Source organism: Kribbella sp. NBC_00359 (assembly GCF_036097425.1).
Taxonomy (GTDB): domain Bacteria; phylum Actinomycetota; class Actinomycetes; order Propionibacteriales; family Kribbellaceae; genus Kribbella.
Window position 1 is genome coordinate 596,238 of record NZ_CP107975.1, and the last position, 17,117, is coordinate 613,354.

Below are 17,117 nucleotides of genomic sequence, written 5' to 3' on the forward strand. Positions count from 1 at the left end.
CCGACAGTCACGGCCCGTAGCGTCGATGGAAATCAGGGGGGCCTGAGGGGGCATCGGGATGACAACCCGAATCAATGCTGTGCCGCGCGCCGTACCGGCCGACGAGGTCGCCGTACCGTTCGCGGACTGTTACATCACCGCGGAGGCGCAGGCCGCCGCGCTGCGCGTCCTGCAGTCCGGTTGGGTGACCACCGGTCGTGAGGTGGCCGCGTTCGAGACGGAGTTCGCGACCGCTGTCGGCGCGGAGTTCGCCGTCGGCGTTTCCTCTTGCACACAAGGGATCGAGCTCGCGCTACGGTCGCTCGGACTGCCGAGCGGCTCACTGGTGCTGAGCTCGACGATGACGTTCTGCGGCGCCGTCCAGGCGATCATCCACGCGGGACATCAGCCCGTTCTGGTCGACGTCGACCCGCGGACCGGGATGCCGACGCCGGCGACCGTGCGCAACGCCGTACGGGCGTTCGGCCGGCCTGCCGCGCTGACCGTCGTCCACTGGGCGGGTGACCTCGCCGACGTGCCGGCGCTGGCCGAGGCCGCCGGGCTGCCGCTCGACCGGGTAGTGGTCGACGCGGCGCACGGACTCGGGACGTACGCCGACCGAACGCCGATCGGTAGCGGCTGCGGCGCAACCTGCTTCAGCTTCTACGCCACCAAGAACCTGCCGCTCGGCGAAGGCGGCATGATCACCACCGACAACCCGGCCCGTGCGGAGTGGTTGCGCAAAGCGCGCCTGCACGGCATGACGGCCGACGCCTGGCGACGGTACCTCCCGGGCGGGAGCTGGCGTTACAACGTCGCCGATGCGGGCCTGAAGGCCAACATGACCGACCTCCAGGCAGCGATGGGACGGGCGCAACTCACCCACCTCGCGTCCTGGCAACGCCGCCGTACGCAGATCGCGGCCCGGTACGACGAGCAGCTGGCCGGGCTCCCCGGCATCCGGCTGCCGCACCGTCCGGATCCTGAGCATGGCACCCACGCCTGGCACCTGTACCCGATCCGGGTGCAGCTCAAAGGCGGCATCGATCGCGACGAGGTGATCGCCGGGCTCTCCGAGCGCGCGATCGGAACCTCCGTGCATTTCATCCCGGTCCACCAACTGGCGTACTTCAGCCAGGCCGCCCTGGTCCCGCCGGCCGGTTTGTCCGGGGCGGACGTGCTGTTCGGCCAACTGCTGTCCCTCCCGATCTATCCCCGGCTGACAGACGACCAGGTCGACGCTGTCTGCACCGCGATCGCCGACATCGCCCACCAGGGAATCTCCGGAAAGGGAACGGAATGAGTCAGCCTCTGCTGCTACACCCGCGCCAGGCGAACCTGCTGCGGGCCATCGTGCTCGGGGCCGGCGAGGCCGGCCTCGCGCTGTCCCGCGACCTGCACCGGGTCAGCTCGTTCGGGCTGCAGCCGGTGGGGTTCCTCGACGACGACAGTGCCAAACAAGGCCGGCGGTACGGAGGCCGCCGGGTCCTCGGCACCCTGGCCGACCTCGAGCAGGTGCTCGAGCGCTACCGGGTGGACGTAGTCGTCGTCGCCATTCCGTCGATGCCCTCGCACGAGGTGAGGCAGCTCGGACTGCGCGCCGCCGCCCAGGGCGTGACCGTGTTGCATCTCCCACCCTTCTTGTCCGCTCTGCAGCGACAGATCGCCGGCACCGACATGCGCGCCCTGCAAGTAGGCCCGCTGATCGGCCGTCCGGAGATGCATGTCGTCAGCCGCCACGCGGCCGAGGCGATCGCCGGCAAGCGGGTCCTGGTCACCGGCGCGGGCGGCTCGATCGGCAGCGAGCTCTGCCGGCAGGTGCACGGGTTCGGACCGGACGAGCTGATCATGCTCGACCACGACGAGTCGAACCTGCACCGGACCCAGCTGGAGCTGTGGGGCGAGGCGCTGCTGGACACCGAGAACACGGTCGTCGCCGACATCCGCGACTGCGAGCGGTTGTTCCAGCTGTTCCGCGACCACCGGCCGCAGATCGTCTTCCATGCCGCCGCGCTCAAACATCTGCCGGTGCTCGAGCGGCATCCCTGCGAAGGCGTGAAGTCGAACGTGCGCGGCACCGAGAACCTGGTCGAGGCGGCCATGGCCCACGACGTCGAGCGGTTCGTGCTGATCTCGACCGACAAGGCGGCCAATCCGACCTCGGTGCTCGGGGCAACCAAACGGCTGGCCGAGCTCGTCCTGGACGCGCAGCAGCCGTCGTCGACGGTGCTGACGGCGGTGCGGTTCGGCAACGTGCTCGGGAGTCGCGGTTCGCTCCTGCACGTGGTCCGGGACCAGCTCGCCAGCGGCTCGCCGGTGACGGTCACGCACCCCGACGTGAGCCGGTTCTTCATGACCATCGAGGAGGCCGTCGGCCTGGTCCTCGAGGCGGTCCGGATGTCCGACGGCTCGGCGACGTACGTGCTCGACATGGGTGAGCCGGTCCGGATCGTCGACCTGGTGCAGAACTTCGCCAGCCTGCTGAACGTCCGCGACGTGGCCTTCAAGTACACCGGGTTGCGGCCCGGCGAGAAGCTCACCGAGGAGCTGTTCGGCGCCGGTGAGGAAGCGCTGCCGACCGACCACCCGCGGATCTCGATGACCCGGCCGCCGCAGGCCGCCGCCGGCTTCCGGGCCGGCCTGCACGAGCTGTACGACGCGGCCGCCCACAACCGCGCCGACGAGGTGTTCCGGCACCTGCGCCGGCTCGTACCCGAGTACAGCCCGTCACCCGGGCTCGTCTCGGCCGGGTCGCCGTACCCGGACGACTTCTGACCGACACATTCCGACGACGACTGCGAGCACAGCATGACCACTGAGGCCAGGCCACCACTGGACGTCCGCGTCCTCGACGGCACCGTCAACCAGCCCCCGACGGTCTTCGATGACAGCCGCCTGCTCCCGGCTGACCGAGCCACGATCACCGCGCTCGGCCATCGGGTCGAGGGCGCGGACCTGGCCGCTCCACCCGTCGTCCTGCCCGACTTCCACCACAAGTCGAAGATGGAGCTGCCGTCCAGCGTCGCCGTCGCGACCAGCGGAACCATCCGGCCGGACCTGACCAGCTCGTCGGTGAACTGCGGCATGGCCCTGATCGCGGTCGACACCGAGGTCCCCGACGACAAGGCCGTCGACGTGTTCATGCGCGCGGTCCGGCAGCGGTACCCGTACCCGACCCGCGGCACCCGCGAGCTCACCCGGCAGGAGGTCGTCAAGGCGGTCCGGGACGGCTCCGAGTTCAGCGTCGACCGCTGGGACGCCCCGGCCGACGACCTCGAGCGGATCGAGGAGGGCGGCCGGATCGACCTCGAGCGGTACGGCGGGATCGACCGGCTGCGGTCCGAGCTCCCCGGCGTCGCGTTCCAGCTGGCCCGGTACCGCTTCGGCACCGTTGGTCCGTCCAACCACTTCGTCGAACTGCAACGGGTCGAGGAGATCCTCGACCCGGACCGGGCCGCCAAGCTCGGCGTCACCGAGGGCCAGCTGACCATCCAGTACCACGGTGGCGGCGGGGTCTTCACCGGCGAGATCGGGCGGCTCTTCTTCCGGCGCAAGGACTACCCGCGCCAGATCAAGGCGGTCAACGCGGCGCTGAAGCCCTGGTTCCACCTGCGCTCGGCTCGGTCCTACCAGCAACTCAAGGCACGGCTCAGCCTCTACTTCACCGATGGCTGCACGCCACTGGCGCTGGCCAGTGACGAAGGCCAGCGGCTGATGCTCGCCACCGCCGCCGCGATGAACTACGGATTCGCCTTCCGGACGGCGACGTACGCCGCACTGCGGCGGATCGCGGCGGATTCCTTCGGTGGCGCCACCGGCCGACTCGTCGTGGATTCACCCCACAACAGCATCTACGAGGAGCCGGTCGGCGCCGGTACGGGCGTCGTTCACCGCCACAACTCGTGCCGGGCCTTCCCGGCGGAGCTGATGACGCCCGGAACCACCTTCGCCGACACCGGCCAGGCGGTCCTGCTGCCGGGCACGCACCGCACGTCGAGCTACCTCGCGGTGGCCGGCGACCGGGCGGCCACCAGCCTGTACTCCGCCTGTCACGGCGCGGGCACCGTCGTGTCCGACCTGGTGACCCGTGGCGTCTCGGGCGCCGACCCGCTCCATCGCAGGACGCGTCGCTTCCGGTACGACGACGGCGCTCCCACCGACGCCTGGCACTTCGACGACCGCGGCGTCAACGCCGCTCTCGATGTTCTCGTCCGCAACGGCCTGGTCAAGCCAGTCGCCCGGATGCGGCCTATCGCGGTACTCCACTGACGGTTGCAAGAGCGGGAGAGATCATGAACGAGCGGCTCAAGAGGCTGGCAGCCGGAATGGCGATGGTTCTCGCCGGTTCCAGCCTGGTGGTGGTCACCACCACCTCCGCTGTGGCGGCCGGCACCGGGTACTACGTGAACAACACGGCGGCCAACTGCAGCGACACCGGCGCCGGCACCCAGGCCGTCCCGTTCTGCACGATCTCGGCGGGGACCAAGAAGGCGATCGTGGCCGGCGACACCGTTCACGTTGCCCCCGGCACCTATCGCGAGCAGGTCACGGTCAACGCCTCCGGCACCGCCACCGACCCGATCACCGTGACCGGTGACGGGCCGGGTGTCGTCGTCCTCGGCACCCGGGCCCTCGGTGGCGCGGCGCTGTGGACCGCGACCAGCACCAGCGCGTGGAGCACGCCGTACGCACCGCCGTCGGTGCCGCGCCAGGTGTTCCTCGACGACCAGCGGCTGGCGGCCGCGACGTCGGCCACCACGACCACGCCGAACAGCTGGTTCTACGACGCCACCGCCAAGGTCCTGTACGTCGACACCGGCGGCGCCAACCCCGGTGACGGTCATCTGATCGAGGCCGGCGCGCAATCGTTCGGCGTCACCACCAGCAGCCGGCAGAACGTTGTCATCAGCAACCTCTCGCTGAACCGGCCGAACCTGGCCGGCGTCCGGTTGCTGTCGTCGTCGGCGATCACCGTCGACCACGTGACCTCGTCGCAGTCGGCGAGCAACGGCATCCTGGTCGACACCTGCCCGAACAGCTCCATCACCATCCGCGCCGCCGCCGTGGACAACTCGCTGTCGACCGGCATCCGGCTGTCCGCCTCGAGCGGCGTCACCGTGACCGGATCGAGCAGCCACCACAACGGCCTGCACGGCATCGGTCTGTCCACGTCGACGAACAACCTGATCACGGGCAACACGACGTACGCGAACACCTCGGTGAACCCGAACGCCACCGCGGTCGGGATCGACGTCAACACCAGCTCTCCCGACAACACCATCAGCGGCAACGTCACCTACCAGAACCAGGACAGCGGGGTCCAGGTCTACAGCTCCTCGCACCGGGCGCTCGTGGTCCGCAACATCTCCTACGGCAACGGCGACCACGGCTTCGACACGCTGACATCGACCGGCGTCCGATACGTCAACAACACGTCGTACGGGAACCGGCGGGACGGGATCTCCGTCGAGGGCACCTCGACCGGCGCGACCCTGACGAACAACCTGCTGGTCGACAACGGGACGACCGCGACCGAGTACGACCTGTTCGTCGACGCCGGCTCGTTCTCCGGCTTCGCCGCCGACTACGACACCGCGTTCAACCACGGCATCGCGCCGTCCACCAAGGTGAACGGGACGATCTACAAGACGCTCGCCGCGTTCGCCACCGCGACCGGCCAGGAGAGCCACGGCCAGTCCGTCGATCCCGACTTCGCCGACGCCGGGTCGGCCGACTTCCGGCTCATCGGCGGCTCGGCCGCGGTCGACGCCGCCAACTCAGCGGCGACCGGTTTCGCCGCTACCGACCCCGCGGGCAACGCGCTCGCCGACGACCCGATCGTGCCCGACACGGGCAGTGGCAGCCCGGCGTACGCCGACCGCGGAGCGCTCGAGTTCCAGCCCGTCGCCGGAACCACGGACTACGCACCACACGCGACTGTCGTGGTCGATCCGGCCGCGGTGACCGCGCCGCCGTCGACTCCGGTCACCGCCGACGCGAGTGGCTCCAGTGACGCCGACACCAGCGGCATCGCGTCGTACACCTTCGACTTCGGTGACGGCACCGTCGTCGGCCCGCAGCCCGGCGCGACCGCCGTCCACCCGTACTCCACTCCAGGCACGTACGCCGTCACCGTCACCGTCAAGGACGCCGCAGGGTTGACCGACACCGCCACGGCACAGGAGGTCGTGAGCACCAGGACTCTGCAGACCTACTCGGTCGAGCAGACCAACCCGGCCTGCACCGACACCGGTCCCGGCACGACGGCGACACCGTTCTGCACCATCGGTGCGGCCACCCGCAAACTCCTGGCCGGCGACACCGCCCTGGTCGGTCCGGGTCAGTACCGCGAACAGGTCCAGATCACGTCCAGCGGTGAAGCAGGCGCACCGATCACGCTGCGCGCGACCACGCCGTCCGCGGTGATCCTCGGCACCAACGACGTATCCGACGCCGCGGGCTGGACTACGACCACGACGACCGCCTGGAAGCACGCCTTCACCCCGGTTCCGGCTCAGGTGTTCCTGGACGGGCAGCCGCTGGCCAAGGCAGCGAGCGCGACCACGACCACCTCGGGCAGCTGGTTCTACGACACACCGACTGCGACCTTGTACGTCGACACCGGTGGAACCAACCCCGCGGCCGGACACACGATCTCGGCCGGCGCCCGCAGCTTCGGGATCCTGCTCCGCCAGGTCACCGACGTCAGCGTCACCGGCTTCACGGTCCGGCAGACCAACCTGACCGGCGTCTATCTGGACCGCGTCCAGCGCACCGCGCTGAGCACGCTCGACGTGGCCCAGTCCGGCGCCCAGGGCGTCACGGTCGATGCCTCGAGCAACGTCACCGCGGACGGGATCCAGGCCGCGACGAACGTCTCGATCGGGGTCAGGTTCTTCAGCTCGACCGACTCCGCACTGCGCTCCTCGATCACCCACGACAACAACTTCCACGGCGTCAGCGTGCAGGGCAGCACCCGGGTCACCGTGGCCGGTGTCACCACCTACGCGAACAAGCGCCTCGGCGCCCGGGTCGCCACCGGTATCGACGTCAGCTCGGCGTCCCAGCAGGTGCTGGTCGAGAACAACCTTGCCTACGGCAACGACGACTCCGGCATCGAGGCCTACACCGGCTCCACCGGTACGACGATCCGCCGCAACGTCATCTACGACAACAACGACCACGGCATCGACAACTCGAACGCGCCGGGCTCGATCGTGGTCTCCAACACGGTGGTCCGCAACGCGACCGCCGGCATCAACTTCGAGGGCGGGTCCAGCGGTGCGACCAGCCGCGACAACGTAGCGATGGACAACGCGGTCGGAAGCACCCGGACGATCGGCGAGATCCGGGTCGACGAGTCGTCCAGCGCGGGGACCACGCTGAACCGGGATCTCGTCTTCCAGACCTCGGGCGGACCACTGTTCGAGTGGGCGTCACAGCCGTACACGACGCTGGCCGCCTTCCAGACGGTCAGTGGGCAGGAGGCCGCGGGCAAGGCGGCGAACCCGCTCTTCAAGGACCTGACCGCCCGGAACCTGCACCTCACCAGCACGTCGCCGGCGATCGACACCGCCGACACCGCGACCGCGGGCTGGACCTCTCCGGACAAGGACGGCAAGGCGCCGTCCGATCAACCGGCCGTGGCGAACACGGGCGTCGGCCCGATCACCTTCGCCGACCTCGGTGCCTACGAGTTCGCCGGCCCGGCCGCTGTGGCCACGGTGACTCCCACAACGGGGTTCGCACCGTTGGACGTCACGGTGGACGCGTCGGCCAGCGCGGGACTCGGTGCTCCGATCGCGTCGTACCGGATCGTCTGCGGCAACGGGACCGTCCTGACGCAGCCCAGCGGGGTCTGCCGCTACACGGCGGCCGGAACCTTCACACCGACGGTCACAGTGACGGACTCGGCCGGCGACACCGACAGCTGGACCGGCCCGGCGATCGTCGTCAATCCGAACGGTCTGCCCACAGCGCGGATCACCGCCACCCCGAGCCAGGCCTACCGGCCCCAGCAAGTGGTGCTGGATGCGTCCGCGTCGTCCGACGCCGACGGCAGGCCGCTGGTCAGCTACACCTTCGACTGCGGCAACGGGCAGACGACCGGGGCGCTGACGACGGCGACCACGACCTGCACCTACCAGAACGCCGGCACCTACACCGCCGCGGTGACGGTGCGGGACACCGATGCGGTCACCAGCCGTGTCACGACGAAGGTCAAGATCCTCGCCGACGTGGCACCGACGGCGGCCCTGACGCTGTCGAAGGCGACCGTCGGCCGGGGCCAGCCGATCACTGCGGACGCGTCCGGCTCCACCAGTGTCGACAAGTCCCCGATCGCGACCTACCAGTTCAACTGTGGCGTCGGTGCCGCGAAGCCGCCGCAGACCACTGCGACGACGACCTGCACCTACAGCGCCGCCGGGATGTACACGGTCCAGGTGACCGTCACCGACACCGTGGGTCTGTCCGACACGGCGACCAAGAAGGTGAAGGTCACGTAGTGAGGCAACCCAGCAACGGACGAAGGGTACGACGATGACGATCGAAGAGATGTTCCGCCGCATCGTGCGGGCCCACCTGGGGATCATCCTGGTGTGCATGCTCCTGCCGGTCGCGGTGGCAGCAATACTGGCCGCGCAGCGACCGGATCCATCCGTCGCCTCGCTGCGCCTGCAGGTGATCTCGGGCGCGCCGAAGTCGGCGACCGAGGCGGAGGGCATGAGCAGCAGGGTCCTGGCCCTGGCGACCACGCCGAGCCTGCTGCAGACGGCGCTGATGGCGGCCGACGGGCAGCGCGACGTCAACGAGTTCGCCGCCACGCATGTGGCGGCGCAGCGGCTCGGTGAGTCGTCGATCGTCGAGCTCAGCGTTACCGACGACGACCCGATCGCCGCCGGGAAGATCGTGTCCGCGCTGGCCACCCGGGTGGCGCTGTTCATGAACGACGGCGACCGATCCTCCTTCCAGGACTCGACGGCCAAGCTCGACGACCAGATCGCGGCCGCGACGGCGCAGCGCGACAAACTGGTCGGACAGCTGCGTGGCATCGCCGACGTGACGGCGCGCGCCGACCTCGGGGCACAGATCCAGTCGGCGAACCAGTTGCTGTCGCAGCTCACCGCCCAGCGCGCCACGCTGGCGGTCGACAACGCGACCCGGGACCAGGTCGTCCTGGTCGGGAACAAGCCGGACATCCGTCAGGTCCAGACGTCGATCCTGCCGCAGCTCGCCCTCGCGCTCCTGTTCGGCCTGGTCCTCGGCCTGACCGTGGCGACCGTCCTCGAGACGATGCGGCCGCGCGTGAACGGCATCCGGGCGCTGGCCAGGATGTTGCAGGCGCCGGTGCTCGGCAAGGCGACCGAGGACCTCGCCTCACTCCGCAACACGATGGCACTCGCCGCCCGCCGGCAGGGCGTCGACGCGGTCGTACTGATGCCCGCGGACGACCCGGACGAGGACACCGTCGGCCACATGCTGTTCGAACTGTCTGGCCATGCCCCGCTGGCACCGCGAAAGCTGAAGAGGCCGTCGAACACGCCACCCGGTCTCGACGAGAACAGCCATCTGTTCGAGTTGGACGAGGCGGGCGGCGCGCCCTTCTCCGACGTCCGCTTCACCGGCCTGTCGGCGGTGACTCCGCAGGACGAGATGACGGCCGGCGTCGTGGTGGTGTCGAGCGGCACGGTTCTGCTGCGTCGTCTCGACGATCTCGACGACGTACTGAAGGCGGTGCGCTGGCCGGTGCTGGGCTTGGTCCACGGTCCGGCCAGGCGGCGGTTCGGCTGGCCGTCATGAGTTCCGAACTGCTGGACACCGCGGGTCAGCGGGTCGAAGTGCACGGCTCGGACGACGTCGTACGCTCGATCCTCGCCGCAGCGGGTGGACACGGGCGGGCGAGGCTCGCGAGCGCCGACCGGGCCGCCTTGGTGCTGTCGGTCGAGGACAGCCGCGAGCCGTTCCGGACGAGTGGATTCGAGCCGGTCACCCGCGGTGCCTGGGCGAACGACAGTGGCGAGGTCGTGCTCGAGAGTGTCGGTGGGTCGGGCTTCGACCAGCGGTGGTGCATCGACGTCGACGGACTGCGCGTCACGAGTCGCTGGCGGCCGTCGTACCGTGAACTCGCGGCGGCCCGGCTCCTGCCCGCCCGCCAGCACGCGCTGCGCGGCCAGGTGCTGCTGCACTACCCGGCGATGTGGTTCGCGATGCTGCGAGGGTTCGCGCCCTTGCACGTGTCGATCGTCGAGGTCGGAGGCGTCGTCGTCCTGCTGGCCGGCCCGGGCGGCGTCGGGAAGTCGACACTCGTCTCGCGGGCGCTGGCCGACGGCGCTCGCGCAACCTGCGACAACCTCGCGGTGTGCGACGGAACCACGGCGTACGGCGTCGCCGAGCCGCTACGACTGTTGACCGGCGAAGGCCGGCGCGCATTTCACGGACGACGCGAGCAGGCGTGGACCCACCGGGTCCGATCGCTCCCGCCCGAGTTGATCGTCGTCCTCAGGAGGGGAACTGAGGAGACGCCTCAGATCCGGCCCCTCACCGTCCAGCAAGCTGCGCGCGGAATCGTGGCGGGCACCTATTCCGCCGGGGAGCTGCGGCGGTTCTGGTCGCTGGCCGCCGTCGTCGGGTCGGCCACGGGTTGCGGGCCGGTGCATCCGCCCGTCGAGCAGGTCGCCCTGTCGCTCGCCGAGCGCCTGCCGTGCATCGAACTGCAACTGGGGCTCGAACCTGGCGCCGGATTAGCCGAACTGCTGAAGCGCCCACTGGCGAGTGTCCGGACAGGTGGGGTGCGCTGATGACCGGCTCTGAACGGATCGAGGTGGCCCAGATCGTCACCCGGTTCATCGCGGGTGCGGGCGGTGTCGCCCTGCGCGGCGTCCTGCCGCTCGACCCTGACCGCTACCACGTCACCATCATCACCGGGCAAGGCGGTCCGCTGACCGATCGCGCCGAGGCCGCAGGCCTGCGGGTCCTGATCGAACCGTCCTTGGTGTCCCCGCTGTCGCCTCGCGACGACCGCCGAGCGCTACGCCGGCTGACCGAGCTGTGCGTGAGTGGCAAGTACGACGTCGTCCACACGCACAGCGCGAAAGCCGGTGCACTCGGCCGGCTCGCGGCCCACCGGGCATCGGTCGGCCAGATCGTCCACACGTACCACGGCTTTCCGTTCCATGAGTTCCAGAGTCCGTTGCGCCGTGGGGCTTACGTCGCGATCGAGCGCAGGCTGGCCCGGATCACCGACACCGTGCTGGCGATCGGCAGCGGAGTCGCGACCGAGGCATTGCGACGGGGACTCGCCACGCCGTCGAAGCTCAGGACGATCGCTCCCGTCGTGGAGGCCGTCACCGTGCCGAAGACCGCGGCATCGCGGGCGGCAGCACGCGCCGAGCTCGGCATCGGGCCGGACACGCCGCTGGTCGGCACCGTCGGACGGATCGACTACCAGAAGGCGCCGGAGCACCTGATCGCCGCGATGGCCGCGCTTCGGCACACCAAGGCCATGGCCGTCTGGATCGGTTCCGGTCCCGGCGATCGGGAGGCCGCCGAGCTCGTTCGCCGCGCGGGTCTGTCGACTCGCTTCGTCTTCGCCGGCGAGCGATCCGACGTTGCGAGCCTGCTGCCTGCCTTCGATGTCTTCGCGATGGCGAGCCGCTACGAGGGGCTGCCCTGCGCGGTCGTCGAGGCGATGCGCTGCGGCGTTCCCGTCGTCGCGACGGCGGTGAACTCCGTACCGGATCTCGTGGTGCCGGGCGAGAGCGGCGTACTGGTTCCGCCGGGGCGTCCGGAGCTGCTCGCGGAGGCCATCGACGACCTGTTGGACGACCCGGCCAAGGCCGACCGGCTGGCCGGTCGCGGCCGGATCTCGGCGGGCAGCACGTTCGACGCGGAAGGGCTGGCCGAGGTCCTCGACCAGGTGTACTCCGGCCATCGCCGGGCGGAGCTGGTGACCTCGTGAGCAGCGCCCCGGCGACTGACCAGGTCAGGGCGGTGCTGTCGCCCTGGTTGCAGCTGTGTCCACCTGGCACGGTCGAGATCGACATCCGGACCGGCCCGGTGACGGCAGAGCTCCTACACCCTGAGCTGCCGGTGGTCCTGATGGATCAGCATCCGTTCAGCCGGCGTCGGCTCCGGCGACTGGCGCGCGGACTCGGTGTGGTGGTGGAGCGCGAGTTCGTCGTACTCCCGAGCCTCGGCCGGCCGATGGTCGTCATCGACGATGTCGAGGAGGCGGTCGGGCACTTCTGGACCGCGGTCGCCACCGTCCCACCCGGGCTGGCGCTCACCGCGCTGCCCGCGTCCGCACTGCTCGGCCTGGCCAGGATCGCGCCGTGGCGCTGGACCGGAGCCGCCGCGCCCGCCCGTGTCGTCATCGGGAGGCGGCCATGACCGAGCTGCCCAGACCGTTCAGTCCGCATCCCCGGTCGGTGCACGAGTTGCTGTTCGCACCGGGCAGCCGGGGCGTCCTGATCGCCACCTCACGCGATCCGGACGCCAAGCGCACCTTCGTCGTGACGCCACCGGCCGGAACCTACGTGGACGGCCCGGCCGGCCCGGTCGCCATCAAGATCCCGGTCACCGTGGCGGCAGCCTCGGCGGTCACCCGGGAGACGCGCATGCTGGTCGCGCTCCGGGACGCGGATCTGGCCGGCCTCGAGCCCACAGTCCCCCGCTACCTCGAGACACTGGACAGCGACGGCCTGCCCGCTCTCGTGTCGACGGTCGTGCACGGAACCCCGATGAGCGTCGCCTATCACCGGTGGCGGCACACCACCCGGCCGCGGCTGGTCGCCGAGGACTTCGCATTGGCTGGTGGCTGGTTGCGGCACTTCCAGACCGCGACCGCGGGCGAGCGTGCCCGCATCACCTGGGCGGCCGAGATGTCCGGTGCGGTGCGCGAGCGCTGGTCCGGGCATCCCCGGCTCGAGGCCGCTCAGGTGCGCCTCGGGGCGGCGGATCGCCAACTGAAGAGCTATCGCGTCGCGCGCACGATGGTCCACGGCGACTACTGGTTCGGGAATCTGCTCGTCCGCGACGGCGCGGTCACCGGCGTCGTCGACTGGGAGAGCGGCAGCCCGGCAGGTTGTCCGCTGCGAGACCTCGTCCGGTTCGCCCTGAGCTACTGCCTCTACATCGACCGCCACACCCGGCCCGGACACCAGGTGCGCGGGCATCGGGGCCTCAAGCGAACGGGATTCGGCGCGGGCATCAGGTACGGCCTGCTGGAAGAGGGTTGGCTGCCCGACCTCGTGCGCCTCTACCTACGGACCGGCGTCGACGCCCTCGGCCTGCCGTCGGCTCTCTGGTACGGCGCTGCCCTCGCCGGGCTCGGTGAGATCGCAGCCACCGCCAACGACGACGAGTTCGCCGGGTCGCACCTCGATCTGCTGGCGGACCTGCCGTACTGGCCGCTGTCGAACGATCTGGGGGGCCCACGCGATGACGACCACTGAGGCAGCGGACCGCACCGACGGGATCGGCATCCCGGCGCGCCCTCGCGGCGATCTGCTCGCGGCGATGATGGGACTGACCACCTGCCTGCTCCCGTTCCTCGTGCCCGCGGGGCCTGGCAACACCGCGCCGGCCGACCTCGGCATCATGCTCTGCATCGTGCTGGCCGTGCTCTGGGCGGTGCGTGAGCAACTGCCGATCAAGCTGCCGTACATCGCGGGCATCGCCGGCCTCGTGCTCGGCGGGGCGTTCGCCTCGTTCGTCACCGACGCACCGGTCGGCGCCGCCCTGGTGCTGATCCAGGATCTGCTGCTGCTCGCCTGGGCGGTGTCGCTGGCGCTCGGCCGGCACAATCTCGCGATCGTGGGCGCGGTGACCCTGGCCTGGTGCCGGACCGCCGTCGTCTACTCGGCCGTGATGTCGGTTGCCTACCTGGTCGGCATCAACGCGCTCACCGGCGTCTCGGCGAAGGACGGCGTCCGGGCGTCGTACACGTTCGGCGACCCGAACCTGGCCGGCAACTATCTGGTCATCTCGCTGTTCGTGATGGCGGCGTGCCAGCATCCACGGTCGCCGGGAGTCCGACGCCTCGGCTACCTGGTGGTGCTCACGGCGATCGGGTTCACCGGTTCGAACGGCGCGATGCTCACCCTCCTGGTCGGTCTGGTACTCGCCTTCACGGTGACCAGGTATCGGCGGCAGGGCCCGGTGGCGGGCCTGGCCACGCTCGCTGCCACCGCACTGCTCGCCGGCCTGATGATCGCCTTCGTGATGCCCCGGGTCGACCTCGGGCAGATCCGTGAGCAGGCCGCGGGCAGCATCCCACTGCTGCGTGACTCCTTCGGCCGCAGCGGGAACTCCAGCAGCGAACGCGCCACGATCGTGCGCGAAGGAGCGAACCTGTTCCTCGAGGGCGACGCCGCCGGCTTCGGTCCGGCCAGGACGAAGGCCACGCTGGCCGCGACCCAGGCGCCGTACGTGAAGGAGGCCCACAACGACTACCTGGCGACGCTGCTCGAGCGTGGGCTGATCGGTGCGATCGGGCTGCTCCTGCTGGGAGTCGCCGTCCTGGTGCGCTGCATCCGGCTGGTCGTGGGCACGTTGCCGAAGGCCTATGCCGAACTGGTGCCCAGACCCTGGCTGCTGGCCATCATCGGGCCGGTGATGGCCACGGCGGCCGGCTTCTACGAGGTGCTCCATTTCCGGCATCTGTGGACCTGGCTCGGGCTGATCGCGGCGCTCGTGCTGGCCATGCAGGACGAGCAGAGGAAGGCCTCATGATCCGGCCGCGACTGCGCTCCGGCGAGCTGATCCGAACAGTCGTAGCGAACTGTTCCGCGCGGCTCCTGGCGATGCTCGGACTGACGCTCGCCACGGTCCTCGTCGCCCGGATCGGTGGACCTGCCGCGGTCGGCGAGTATGCGCTGCTCCGGATGATCCCTGGTCTGGTCGGCGTGCTGTGCGTTCTCGGACTGCCCGGCGCCCTGGCGTACTTCCTCGCCGAACCGCGGCGTCAACTGCCGCGGCTGTGGCCGACCCTGATGGCGATCGGTGCCGCCGGCGCCCTGCTGGGAACGATCGCCTGGCTGGCCGCGGCGCCGCTGCTCGCCAGGGTCTTCTTCCCGAGCGAACCGGTCTGGTTGATCGCGGCCGCCGGTGCCACCGTGCCGACCCAACTGCTGCTGACGCTGGCCAAGACATCGTTGCAAGGGCTGGAGGACCGGCATGGCGGCGACGTCGTGATCGCGGCCGAGGAGCTCGCCTTCCTGCCCTGCTATGTCGTGCCGCTGATCGCCGGCGTGCACGGCCTCGCCGCCATCATCATCGGTCTCGGCCTGGCGGACGTCGCCGTCGCGGTCGACGGCTGGCGACGCGTCAGCCGCCGGCTCGGATGGAAGCGCCTCGGCCTCGCCGGCGGCGGGCGAGGCTGGTGGGGCCGGCCGGACCGGGCTCTCGGCCGGCAGGTCGCCTCCTACGGACTCCGCGGACAGGTCGGCGGACTGATCACACTGCTCAACCTCCGGCTCGACTTCGCCGTCCTCGGGGCGATGGCCGGACCGGCCGTCCTCGGTGCCTATGCCGTCGCGTCCAAGTACGCCGAACTGCTCAGACTTCCCGGGACGGCGTTGACCTGGGTCTTCTATCCACGGCTGGCCAAGCTCGAACCGAACGAAGCCGCGTCGGTGGCACGGCGGATGGTCCGGCCGGCTCTGGCCGGCGTGCTGATCGCGGCCGTGCCGGTCGCCCTGCTGTCCGCGCCGGTGATGCGGATCCTGTACGGCGCATCGTTCGGCCCCGCCGTCACACCGGCCCGCGTCCTGGTCGCCGGGATGGTGCTGGCCGGCGCCTCCGGGATCGCGAGCGCCTATCTCTACGGGCGTGGCACTCCCGGCCTGAACTCGTTGGTCCTGGGCGTCGGCCTGGTCATCACCGTGGCGCTCGATCTACTCCTCATCCCGCACTTCGGTGCACTCGGTGCCGCCATCGCGTCGACCACGGCGTACCTGGCGACGGACGCACTCCTGATCGGCTTGTTGCTGCGACTCAGCAAGCCCTCGTCCTCCCGGCACCGAGCGGCTGTCGCCGCGACCTCGGGAGGAACGCCGTGAAAACCGCCGCGCTGATGATCTGCCTCGTGCTGTCGATTGCCGGATGTTCCGGCAACCAGTCAGACTCCGGTCCCTCGGCGGCGTCGCCTGGCCTCGCCAATACGGCCACCCCGTCCGAGCCACCTCGTCCGACTCCCGGTACGACGCAGGTGGTGAGCCCGGCGCCCAACCCGGCGGACGACAAGTACGTCGCTCTCGCCGACGCACTGCATCGCCGCGGCGTTGCCGTCTGGTGGGAGACCGATCTGGTGGCGCGCTGGCTCGAGGGAGACGCCGCGTTCCGCCAGGCCATCACCCGCCTCGGCGAACTGGGCAAGGTGCCCGGCACCGCCGGCTTCAAGATCTCCGACGAGATCGGGTACGGCGACGGTCTCGGATCGATCCCGCAGGCCACGGACTTCCTCCGCCAGGCCCGGGACGCACTGGCGAAGGTTGCCCCGGGCAAGCAGATCCTGGTGGACGCCGTCGTACCGGAGCTCGGTTGCCTGCCCTGGCGCGGAGGGAACCAGGAAGGGTGCGCCCAGCGCGTCCGCTCGAAGTATCCGGCGGCGACAGCCGCCGCGGTCGAGAGCTACCTGCGGGCCGGCCTGATCGACCGGCTGGACCTCAGCACCGGACTGCTGGAGGACAGCACCTACGCCAAGTGGGGGCTGACGCGACGTGAAGCGCAGACCGACGCGTGGAACCGCGTCCGCGCGCAGGGATGGGAGTCGCTGACGATATTGCAGTCGCGCAAGGCGCTGGCCGATGCCGACGGCTATCAGGGAACCGCGGGTCAGGCCGGTGACGATGCGGCCACCTACATCGACGTACCGGTCGGCGCCGGCGCCAAGGCGGTCGACATCTGGACCTGGCGCCAGCCGTACCAGGGCCGGACCGTCAGCCTGCTCGCACCGGACCTGTCCGCCAATCCGCTCTGGTCGTCGCTCGTGCAGCGGCACCGCAGCGGGGTCCAGCTCATCACGCACATGACGCCGTCGACGATGCCCGGCGACTCGGTCGGCTACAACCGCGAGTGCGATCTCGCCGCGACCGCGTTCACCGCCATCTTCGTTGCCGCAGGCACCGGTTAACCCA

12 protein-coding genes are annotated in these 17,117 nt (G+C 70.3%); all 12 read left to right on the forward strand.

The genetic code is table 11. The features are described 5' to 3' along the window. Positions 1-58: 58 nt before the first annotated feature. From OG876_RS02780 to OG876_RS02835, 12 genes are read left to right on the forward strand one after another with little or no spacing between them, the layout of a single operon-like run. Complete coding sequence (locus tag OG876_RS02780; protein WP_328523140.1) at positions 59-1,282, forward strand: DegT/DnrJ/EryC1/StrS family aminotransferase; 1,224 nt, start codon at positions 59-61, stop codon at positions 1,280-1,282. Beyond that, complete coding sequence (locus tag OG876_RS02785) at positions 1,279-2,754, forward strand: polysaccharide biosynthesis protein (RefSeq protein WP_328523141.1); 1,476 nt, start codon at positions 1,279-1,281, stop codon at positions 2,752-2,754. The genes OG876_RS02780 and OG876_RS02785 overlap by 4 nt, the downstream gene beginning before the upstream one ends. A 33-nt stretch (positions 2,755-2,787) precedes the next feature. Next, positions 2,788-4,248, forward strand: coding sequence for an RtcB family protein (locus OG876_RS02790; protein WP_328523142.1), 1,461 nt, complete (start codon positions 2,788-2,790; stop codon positions 4,246-4,248). Between the two features lie 23 nt (positions 4,249-4,271). Next, positions 4,272-8,486, forward strand: a complete 4,215-nt coding sequence (locus tag OG876_RS02795) for a right-handed parallel beta-helix repeat-containing protein (RefSeq protein WP_328523143.1) — start codon at positions 4,272-4,274, stop codon at positions 8,484-8,486. A gap of 34 nt (positions 8,487-8,520) precedes the next feature. Further along, positions 8,521-9,780: a hypothetical protein gene (locus OG876_RS02800; protein WP_328523144.1), complete on the forward strand. Its 1,260-nt coding sequence runs from the start codon at positions 8,521-8,523 to the stop codon at positions 9,778-9,780. Further along, positions 9,777-10,778: a hypothetical protein gene (locus tag OG876_RS02805; protein ID WP_328523145.1), complete on the forward strand. Its 1,002-nt coding sequence runs from the start codon at positions 9,777-9,779 to the stop codon at positions 10,776-10,778. The genes OG876_RS02800 and OG876_RS02805 overlap by 4 nt, the downstream gene beginning before the upstream one ends. Then, complete coding sequence (locus OG876_RS02810) at positions 10,778-11,938, forward strand: glycosyltransferase (protein WP_328523146.1); 1,161 nt, start codon at positions 10,778-10,780, stop codon at positions 11,936-11,938. The genes OG876_RS02805 and OG876_RS02810 overlap by 1 nt, the downstream gene beginning before the upstream one ends. Next, positions 11,935-12,369: a hypothetical protein gene (locus OG876_RS02815; RefSeq protein ID WP_328523147.1), complete on the forward strand. Its 435-nt coding sequence runs from the start codon at positions 11,935-11,937 to the stop codon at positions 12,367-12,369. Before OG876_RS02810 ends, OG876_RS02815 begins: the two co-directional genes overlap by 4 nt. Continuing rightward, positions 12,366-13,433, forward strand: coding sequence for a phosphotransferase family protein (locus OG876_RS02820; RefSeq protein WP_328523148.1), 1,068 nt, complete (start codon positions 12,366-12,368; stop codon positions 13,431-13,433). The genes OG876_RS02815 and OG876_RS02820 overlap by 4 nt, the downstream gene beginning before the upstream one ends. Then, positions 13,420-14,712 (forward strand): O-antigen ligase family protein, encoded by a 1,293-nt coding sequence (locus OG876_RS02825; protein WP_328523149.1) that lies wholly within the window; start codon positions 13,420-13,422, stop codon positions 14,710-14,712. The genes OG876_RS02820 and OG876_RS02825 overlap by 14 nt, the downstream gene beginning before the upstream one ends. Further along, positions 14,709-16,040, forward strand: coding sequence for an oligosaccharide flippase family protein (locus OG876_RS02830; protein WP_328523150.1), 1,332 nt, complete (start codon positions 14,709-14,711; stop codon positions 16,038-16,040). Before OG876_RS02825 ends, OG876_RS02830 begins: the two co-directional genes overlap by 4 nt. After that, the gene (locus OG876_RS02835) at positions 16,037-17,113 is read left to right on the forward strand and encodes a hypothetical protein (RefSeq protein WP_328523151.1); all 1,077 of its coding nucleotides are present in this window, start codon (positions 16,037-16,039) and stop codon (positions 17,111-17,113) included. The genes OG876_RS02830 and OG876_RS02835 overlap by 4 nt, the downstream gene beginning before the upstream one ends. Positions 17,114-17,117: the final 4 nt, after the last annotated feature.

Excerpts from the sequence above, each read along its gene's own strand:
- OG876_RS02785 (WP_328523141.1), top strand. The coding sequence starts at position 1,279 with ATGAGTCAGCCTCTGCTGCTACACCCGCGCCAGGCGAACCTGCTGCGG.
- OG876_RS02830 (WP_328523150.1), top strand. The coding sequence starts at position 14,709 with ATGATCCGGCCGCGACTGCGCTCCGGCGAGCTGATCCGAACAGTCGTA.
- OG876_RS02790 (WP_328523142.1), top strand. The coding sequence starts at position 2,788 with ATGACCACTGAGGCCAGGCCACCACTGGACGTCCGCGTCCTCGACGGC.
- OG876_RS02800 (WP_328523144.1), top strand. The coding sequence starts at position 8,521 with ATGACGATCGAAGAGATGTTCCGCCGCATCGTGCGGGCCCACCTGGGG.
- OG876_RS02820 (WP_328523148.1), top strand. The coding sequence starts at position 12,366 with ATGACCGAGCTGCCCAGACCGTTCAGTCCGCATCCCCGGTCGGTGCAC.
- OG876_RS02825 (WP_328523149.1), top strand. The coding sequence starts at position 13,420 with ATGACGACCACTGAGGCAGCGGACCGCACCGACGGGATCGGCATCCCG.
- OG876_RS02795 (WP_328523143.1), top strand. The coding sequence starts at position 4,272 with ATGAACGAGCGGCTCAAGAGGCTGGCAGCCGGAATGGCGATGGTTCTC.
- OG876_RS02780 (WP_328523140.1), top strand. The coding sequence starts at position 59 with ATGACAACCCGAATCAATGCTGTGCCGCGCGCCGTACCGGCCGACGAG.
- OG876_RS02805 (WP_328523145.1), top strand. The coding sequence starts at position 9,777 with ATGAGTTCCGAACTGCTGGACACCGCGGGTCAGCGGGTCGAAGTGCAC.
- OG876_RS02810 (WP_328523146.1), top strand. The coding sequence starts at position 10,778 with ATGACCGGCTCTGAACGGATCGAGGTGGCCCAGATCGTCACCCGGTTC.